This is a genomic window from Serratia sp. TSA_198.1, from assembly GCF_052686505.1.
Window position 1 is genome coordinate 296,133 of record NZ_JBQZFP010000006.1, and the last position, 7,373, is coordinate 303,505.

Here is a 7,373-nt window from a genome sequence, read left to right on the forward strand (position 1 = left end):
AGTGGCAATCAACGTCCTGAAATAGCCTTCATCCCCGCCTAAAACGTAACGGGGGACGAATGGCCCCGATTTATGGCGGAAAAGTCAACCGGACTTCCGTGCCCTTGGGTTCACCTCGCTGGATGAGCAGCGTGCCTCCCAGCCGCGCGGCGCGTTCGCTCATGATGCTCAACCCATAATGGCCTTCCGGCTCGCTCAGGCTGGCGATGCCGCAGCCGTCGTCAACAATGCTGATGGCATTATCACCGCTCGTGGTGACCTCGCAACGGATCACTATCTCCCGCGCATCGGCATGTTTGATGGCGTTGACCACCGCTTCCCGCACAATCTGCAGCGCATGTACCTGTTGTTGGGCATCGAGCGCCTGGGAGGAAAGCCGACAGTGTAACTGAATCCGCGCGCCGGTTAGAATCTTTAATGGCGCCAGCAATTGGTGCAACGCGGCGTTCAAATCGGCCTCCTGAATGTTCAGGCGGAAGGTGGTCAGCAACTCGCGCAACTGGCGGTAGGCGTCGGCCAGCGCGCGGTCAAAATCGTTAATGATCTCCTGCGCCTGCGGTGAACCGCCCACCAGCGTGCGTTTCAGCAACGTTAATTGAATGCGCAAAAACGACAGCGCCTGGGCCAATGAATCGTGCAGCTCGCGGGCGATGGTGGCACGCTCTTCCATCAGCAAAAACTGCATGTGCCGTTTCTGCGCACGATTGAAATAAACGCCGCGGCTCAGCATGTTAGCCACGCTTTGCATCAAATGCGGATGCGGCGGTTGATCCTGGTGCTGCCAGCACAGTTCCCCCAGCGGCTTGCCGTCCTGAACGATGGTAAGCCGCTGCCAGGCCTGCGTTGGCGACGGCGTGCCGCTGGTCAGTTGCCATTCGCTGAGGCTGTCCGCCACGTTCAGCCGGATGCAGAGCAACTGCTCGCTCTGGCGCACGATGTGCAGGACCTGCTCAAAGGCCTTCCGGCCAATTTGCCGCACGCTTAGCGCCTGTGAGCAGTTATAGAGTACTTCGAGCGTCTCGTTCGCCTGTTGCAAACGCTGGGTTTTCTCCTGAACCTTTAACTCAAGAGACTGATACAGCTTGGCCAGATCGTCCGACATGGCGGCAAAGGCCTGCGACAGCACGCCCAACTCGTTCGGCAGCGCAATATCCAACTGCGGGTGGTGAAAATCTCGCTGTTGCACGCGCTGGCTGGCATCCACCAGGTGTTTCAGCGGCGCCACGACCTGGCGGCGCATAAAGCGGATGCAAAACAGCACCAGCCCGATAATGGCGATATAACCCACCACGCTGATGGTCGCCACTATGGCCAGCTTGAGTTCGGAATAGCGTTGCAGCGCTAAAACGAAATGGTCAATCTGGTTAACGTAACCGGCGACGTTGGCCTGATAGTCTGCCGACTGCCCGGCCTGGATCTGCCGCGCCAGCCGCTGCCAGGTTTGCTGCAGCGACAGGTATTTCTCACGGACGTCGGCAGGCACGTAAAAACGATCCAGCTTTTGCAGCGCCGGGGCTTGCAGGGATTGTTGATATTGCTGCAGATGCTGATCCAGCCCCGTAGCCTGCCGGGTGAGATCGTAAGCCAACCGATAACTCTGCATACGCAGCGAACCGGCGATATTTATCGCTTCGGCGTCACGCAGGCTGCCGGCGACGGTGGTCAACGCCAGCCCGGTGGAGATCACGGACAAAATAACGATGCAAAACAGCGCCTTGGCCAGGCTGCCGGTCACTGAACGTTTAACAAGCAATCACGGATCCTTTTCTCACGGGCGATGCGCATCGTCAGGTTTCATTCGAAAGCAAAATTATAAGTTTTGCAACTAAAATTCGCCGGGTTTTATCTCAAGATGTAAGCAACGGAAAAAACGCGCGTTGTATAATTAAATAGATAGCGAATCAGCGAAAAGAGGGCGGCTAACTACCCTTAAGCACAGTAATAGATTGATCTGGCGCAAGCTACCCCCGCATTTACCCCTAAAGAGTGATTATATACCCCTCGGACTCCTCTTATGTTACCCCCGTATTTTTCAGGGTTTTAAATCCATAGGCTATAGCCGCTGCCCGCAAACTGGCGTGTGGGCATGTTTGCAACCTCAAGGATAAACAGCATGACCGTATTGTCGCGGCGCAGGCTGCTCGGCGGACAATGGCGTCTCTCTTCGGCGGCGATCCGCCCCCCGTGGTCGCATCAGGAATCCCTTTTCATTGCCGGTTGCACCCGCTGCCAGGCCTGCATTCGCGCCTGTGAAAGCGGCGTGCTGATCGGCGGCAGCGGCGGCTTTCCCGAGATTGATTTCCAGCGGGCGGAATGCACGTTTTGCGGGCGTTGCGCGCAGGCCTGCGAAGCGCCGCTGTTTCGCCCGCTGGCGGAAACCCCTTGGCGGCAATATGCGGCGTTTGGCGCCGATTGCCTGGCGCGCAGGGGCGTTGAATGCCGCAGTTGCCAGGACAGTTGCGAGCCGCAGGCGATCCGCTTTCGTCCGCGGCTGGGCGAGATGGCGCAGCCGATGCTGGATACGACGGCCTGCAACGGCTGCGGCGCCTGTGTCGCCGGCTGCCCGGCGAATGCCGTCACCCTAATCCGGAGCGAAAACAATGAATAACGAATGGCACGTAAGCGGGCTGGTGGTACAGGCCCGGCCGGAAAACATTCCGCGGCTTGTCACGGCGCTGCTGGCGATCACGGACACGGAAATCCCGGTGCAGGATCGCCCGCAGGGCAAGCTGGTGGTCGTGATGCAGGCGGCTTGCTCCCAGGCGCTGCTGGAAAAAATTGAGTCAGTGCGCAATCTGGACGGCGTGCTGGCGGTATCGCTGGTTTATCACCAGCAGGACTTGCAAGGTGAGGTAACGCCATGAAACTCAGTCGTCGAGACTTCATGAAGGCTAACGCCGCGGTGGCCGCTGCGGCGGCGGCCGGGCTGACTATTCCAACGGTAGCACAGGCGGTGGCGGGCAGCGCGGATGCGATCAAATGGGACAAGGCGCCCTGTCGCTTCTGCGGCACCGGCTGCGGTGTGCTGGTCGGCACCCAAAATGGCCGCATCGTCGCCTCGCAGGGGGATCCGGATGCGGCGGTCAACCGTGGGTTGAGCTGCATCAAAGGCTATTTCCTGCCGAAAATCATGTACGGCAAAGATCGTCTGACCCAGCCGCTGCTGCGCATGAAAGCCGGCCAGTACCATAAAGAAGGCGAGTTTACCCCGATCAGTTGGGAACAGGCTTTCGACATCATGGCCGAAAAATTCAAACAGGCTTTGAAGGAGAAGGGGCCCGACGCTGTGGGTATGTTCGGCTCCGGCCAGTGGACGGTGTGGGAAGGCTATGCCGCCGCCAAACTGTTCAAAGCCGGGTTGCGCACCAATAACCTGGATCCGAACGCCCGCCATTGCATGGCTTCGGCGGTGGTGGGCTTCATGCGCACCTTCGGCATGGACGAGCCGATGGGCTGCTATGACGATATCGAGCAGGCTGACGCCTTCGTGCTGTGGGGCTCCAACATGGCGGAAATGCACCCGATCCTGTGGTCGCGCATTACCGATCGCCGTTTGAGCAACGAGAAGGTCAACGTGTCGGTGCTGTCGACGTATGAGCACCGCAGCTTCGAACTGGCGGATAACGGCATGGTGTTCACGCCGCAGACCGATCTGGCGATCATGAACTACATCGCCAACTACATCATTCAAAACAACGCGGTAGATCAGGATTTCCTCAATCGACACGTCAACTTCCGCCGGGGGGCGACGGATATCGGTTACGGCCTGCGCCCGACCCACCCGCTGGAAAAAAAGGCGAAAAATCCAGGTTCGGATGCCTCCGAACCTATGAGTTTCGACGAGTACAAGGCTTTCGTGGCGGAATACACGCTGGAAAAAGTCGCCAAAATGAGCGGCGTGCCGGAAGACCAACTGGAAGCGCTGGCGAAGCTGTATGCCGATCCGAACATCAAGGTGGTGTCGTACTGGACCATGGGCTTCAACCAGCATACGCGCGGCGTCTGGGCCAATAACCTGTGCTACAACCTGCACCTGTTGACCGGCAAGATCGCCAAACCAGGCTGTGGGCCGTTCTCGTTGACCGGCCAGCCTTCCGCTTGCGGCACCGCGCGCGAGGTAGGCACCTTTGCCCACCGTCTGCCGGCCGACATGGTGGTCACCAACGAAAAACACCGTCAGACAGCCGAGCAGAAATGGCAGTTGCCGGCCGGTACCCTTCCGGCAAAAGTCGGGCTGCATGCGGTAGCGCAGGACCGTGCGCTGAAAGACGGCAAGCTGAACGCTTACTGGGTGATGTGCAACAACAACATGCAGGCCGGGCCGAACATCAATGAGGAACGGATGCCGGGTTGGCGCGATCCGCGCAACTTTGTGGTGGTGTCGGATCCCTATCCGACCGTCAGCGCCCTGGCCGCCGACCTGATCCTGCCGACCGCCATGTGGGTGGAGAAAGAGGGCGCTTACGGCAACGCGGAGCGCCGCACCCAGTTCTGGCGCCAGCAGGTGAAAGCGCCGGGCGAGGCCAAATCCGATCTGTGGCAACTGGTGGAGTTCGCCAAGCGTTTCACGGTGGAAGAGGTGTGGCCGGCGCAACTGCTGGAACAAAACCCGCAATACCGGGGCAAAACGCTGTACGACGTCCTGTTCGCCAACGGTGAGGTGAATAAATACCCGCTGACGGAAATCCCGGCGGACCAGCTCAACGATGAAGCGCGCGCCTTTGGCTTCTATCTGCAAAAAGGGTTGTTCGAAGAATATGCCGGCTTTGGCCGTGGCCACGGCCACGATCTGGCGGCGTTCGATATGTACCATCAGGCGCGCGGCCTGCGTTGGCCGGTGGTCGACGGCAAAGAGACGCTGTGGCGCTACCGCGAAGGTACCGATCCTTATGTCAAAGCGGGGGAAGCGGTGCGTTTCTACGGCAAACCGGACGGCAAGGCGGTGATCTTCGCGCTGCCGTTTGAACCGGCGGCGGAAAGCCCGGATGGCGAATACGACCTTTGGTTGTCTACCGGTCGGGTGCTGGAACACTGGCATACCGGTTCTATGACCCGGCGGGTGCCGGAGCTGCATCGCGCCTTCCCGGAGGCGGTGCTGTTTATCCATCCCCTGGATGCCAAGAGCCGTAATCTGCGCCGTGGCGACAAAGTCAAAGTGTTGTCGCGCCGTGGCGAGGTGATCAGCACGGTCGAAACCCGTGGCCGCAATCGTCCGCCGCGTGGGTTGGTGTATATGCCGTTCTTTGATGCCGCGCAGTTGGTGAACACCCTGACGCTGGACGCCACCGATCCGCTATCGAAAGAGGTCGATTTCAAGAAATGCGCGGTGAAGCTGGAGAAGGCGTGAGTGCGCCCAGGTGCGTTCAACACCCATTTTATTACCCGAGAGCCAAATAAAAATGAAAAGCCCTGTCGTGAAAAAGACGCTTGCCCTGTGGGCAGCGGCGTTGTCGCTGGCGTTTGCCGGCCTGGCCTTTGCCGCCGGCGATGTCGATCTCAGCCAGTCGCCGGAGGTGTCCGCCACCGCCGTCGGGCCAATCTCCACGCCTAAACAGCAGGAACGGATGGCGCTGAACTATGTCAATCAACCGCCGATGATCCCGCATAGCGTGGACGGTTATCAGGTCAGCAAAAACACCAACCGCTGCCTGCAGTGCCACGGGGTGGAGCATTACCGCACCACCGGCGCGCCGCGTATCAGCCCGACGCACTTTATGGATCGTGATGGCCGGGTACTGAGCGACGTTGCGCCGCGCCGTTATTTCTGCCTGCAGTGCCACGTGCCGCAAACCGATGCGGCGCCGATTGTCGGCAATGATTTCCAGCCCATGCCGGGCTTTGGGCGCTAAACGGAGGCCTTATGGCAGAACCTGATCACACCCCGACCGAAAAAAAAGCCGGCCCGTTGCTGCGGCTGTGGCGCTGGTGGCGCAGGCCCAGCCGCCTGGCCCTGGGCACGTTGTTGTTGCTGGGTTTTGGTGCCGGGATTATCTTCTGGGGCGGTTTTAATACCGGCATGGAAGCGGCGAATACCGAGCAGTTTTGTATCGGTTGTCACGAAATGCGCGAAAACGTGTATGAGGAATACATGGGCACGGTGCATTACAACAACCGCAGCGGCGTACGCGCCACCTGCCCGGATTGCCACGTGCCGCACGAGTGGGCACCGAAAATGCTGCGCAAACTGAAGGCCAGCAAGGAACTGTACGCCAAGGCATTCGGCCTGATCGATACGCCGCAGAAGTTTGACCAGCACCGATTGGCGATGGCCAGCAACGAATGGGCGCGGATGAAGGCCAACGATTCGCAGGAGTGCCGTAACTGCCATAACTTCGAGTATATGGACTTCACCGCGCAGAAAACCGTGGCGGCGAAGATGCATGACAAGGCGGTAACCGAAGGCAAAACCTGTATCGATTGCCATAAGGGCATTGCCCACAAGTTGCCGGATATGCGCGACGTTCCCAACGGGTTTTAAACTCTTCAAGACCCATAGCCCCGCCGCTCTCCCGGAGCCGCGGGGTTTTTTGTTGCAAATCCGTTGTCGCTTGAGGACTCAATCGCGGTATCATTTTTGCGATCCAGCTAACGGAAAAGAAGAAGGGTTCATGTCGGCGAAAATTGAGAATGTGAAAAAAGAGCTGCTGTCGAATAACTGGTATGTGCTGCACAAGTACACCTTTGATTTGAAGCGCAAGGATGGCGGTTCCGTTCAGCAGATGCGCGAGGTGTACGATCGCGGCAATGGCGCCACCATTTTGTTGTATAACCGCGCCAAGGGTACGGTGGTGCTGACCAATCAGTTCCGCATGCCGACCTACGTCAACGGCAACGACAGCGGCATGCTGCTGGAAGCCTGCGCCGGCCTGCTGGACGCCGACTCCCCGGAGCAGTGCGCGCGCCGTGAAGCGGTGGAGGAAACCGGTTTTCAGGTCGGTGACGTGAAGAAGATTTTCGAGGCCTACATGTCGCCGGGCGGCGTGACCGAGATCGTGCATTTCTTTATCGCCGAATACCATGACGATGAGCGCCGCGCTGCCGGCGGTGGTATCGAAGACGAAGATATCGAAGTGGTGGAGCTGCCGTTCACCGAGGCGGTGGCGATGATCGCCGACGGCAGGATCAAAGACGGCAAAACCATTATGCTGCTGCAATACCTGCAAATTCACCGAATTATGGCATAAAAAAGCCCGGCATATTTGCCGGGCCTGGCGTTGTCATGTTCAGGGCGCGGCCTGCGCCGCCCCTGCCGTGACTTACTTCAGCAACGCCTGCGCCTTGGCCACCACGTTGTCCACGGTGAAACCGAACTCTTTGAACAGCTGGTCTGCCGGGGCCGACTCGCCAAAGCTGGTCATGCCCACGATAGCGCC

General features: G+C 59.1%; 7 protein-coding genes and 1 pseudogene. 6 read left to right on the forward strand and 2 right to left on the reverse strand.

All coding sequences use genetic code 11. The annotated features are described in order from the left end of the window. Positions 1-70: 70 nt before the first annotated feature. Positions 71-1,753: a nitrate/nitrite two-component system sensor histidine kinase NarQ gene (gene narQ, locus ACUTSW_RS21515; RefSeq protein WP_445585311.1), complete on the reverse strand. Its 1,683-nt coding sequence runs from the start codon at positions 1,751-1,753 to the stop codon at positions 71-73. Between the two features lie 360 nt (positions 1,754-2,113). Here narQ and napF point away from each other — a divergent pair, with 360 nt between their 5' ends. From napF to nudK, 6 genes are all read left to right on the forward strand, one after another. Next, positions 2,114-2,608 (forward strand): ferredoxin-type protein NapF, encoded by a 495-nt coding sequence (gene napF / locus ACUTSW_RS21520; protein WP_063197247.1) that lies wholly within the window; start codon positions 2,114-2,116, stop codon positions 2,606-2,608. After that, on the forward strand, positions 2,601-2,864 hold the full coding sequence (napD, locus tag ACUTSW_RS21525; protein ID WP_020453913.1) for a chaperone NapD: 264 nt from the start codon (positions 2,601-2,603) through the stop codon (positions 2,862-2,864). Before napF ends, napD begins: the two co-directional genes overlap by 8 nt. Then, complete coding sequence (napA, locus tag ACUTSW_RS21530; RefSeq protein ID WP_445585312.1) at positions 2,861-5,347, forward strand: nitrate reductase catalytic subunit NapA; 2,487 nt, start codon at positions 2,861-2,863, stop codon at positions 5,345-5,347. The genes napD and napA overlap by 4 nt, the downstream gene beginning before the upstream one ends. 52 nt (positions 5,348-5,399) lie before the next feature. Next, on the forward strand, positions 5,400-5,849 hold the full coding sequence (gene napB, locus ACUTSW_RS21535; RefSeq protein WP_445585313.1) for a nitrate reductase cytochrome c-type subunit: 450 nt from the start codon (positions 5,400-5,402) through the stop codon (positions 5,847-5,849). A gap of 11 nt (positions 5,850-5,860) precedes the next feature. Next, positions 5,861-6,478 (forward strand): cytochrome c-type protein NapC, encoded by a 618-nt coding sequence (gene napC / locus ACUTSW_RS21540; RefSeq protein WP_037433454.1) that lies wholly within the window; start codon positions 5,861-5,863, stop codon positions 6,476-6,478. Positions 6,479-6,608: 130 nt separating this feature from the next. Beyond that, positions 6,609-7,184, forward strand: coding sequence for a GDP-mannose pyrophosphatase NudK (gene nudK, locus ACUTSW_RS21545; RefSeq protein ID WP_006327138.1), 576 nt, complete (start codon positions 6,609-6,611; stop codon positions 7,182-7,184). Positions 7,185-7,256: 72 nt separating this feature from the next. Here nudK and ACUTSW_RS21550 read toward each other — a convergent pair. After that, a pseudogene (locus ACUTSW_RS21550) lies at positions 7,257-7,373 on the reverse strand (transketolase-like TK C-terminal-containing protein); the annotation flags it as partial.

Bases quoted from the DNA above. Each gene is read 5' to 3' on its own strand.
- nudK (WP_006327138.1), top strand. From the start codon at position 6,609: ATGTCGGCGAAAATTGAGAATGTGAAAAAAGAGCTGCTGTCGAATAAC.
- napC (WP_037433454.1), top strand. From the start codon at position 5,861: ATGGCAGAACCTGATCACACCCCGACCGAAAAAAAAGCCGGCCCGTTG.
- napD (WP_020453913.1), top strand. From the start codon at position 2,601: ATGAATAACGAATGGCACGTAAGCGGGCTGGTGGTACAGGCCCGGCCG.
- napA (WP_445585312.1), top strand. From the start codon at position 2,861: ATGAAACTCAGTCGTCGAGACTTCATGAAGGCTAACGCCGCGGTGGCC.
- napB (WP_445585313.1), top strand. From the start codon at position 5,400: ATGAAAAGCCCTGTCGTGAAAAAGACGCTTGCCCTGTGGGCAGCGGCG.
- napF (WP_063197247.1), top strand. From the start codon at position 2,114: ATGACCGTATTGTCGCGGCGCAGGCTGCTCGGCGGACAATGGCGTCTC.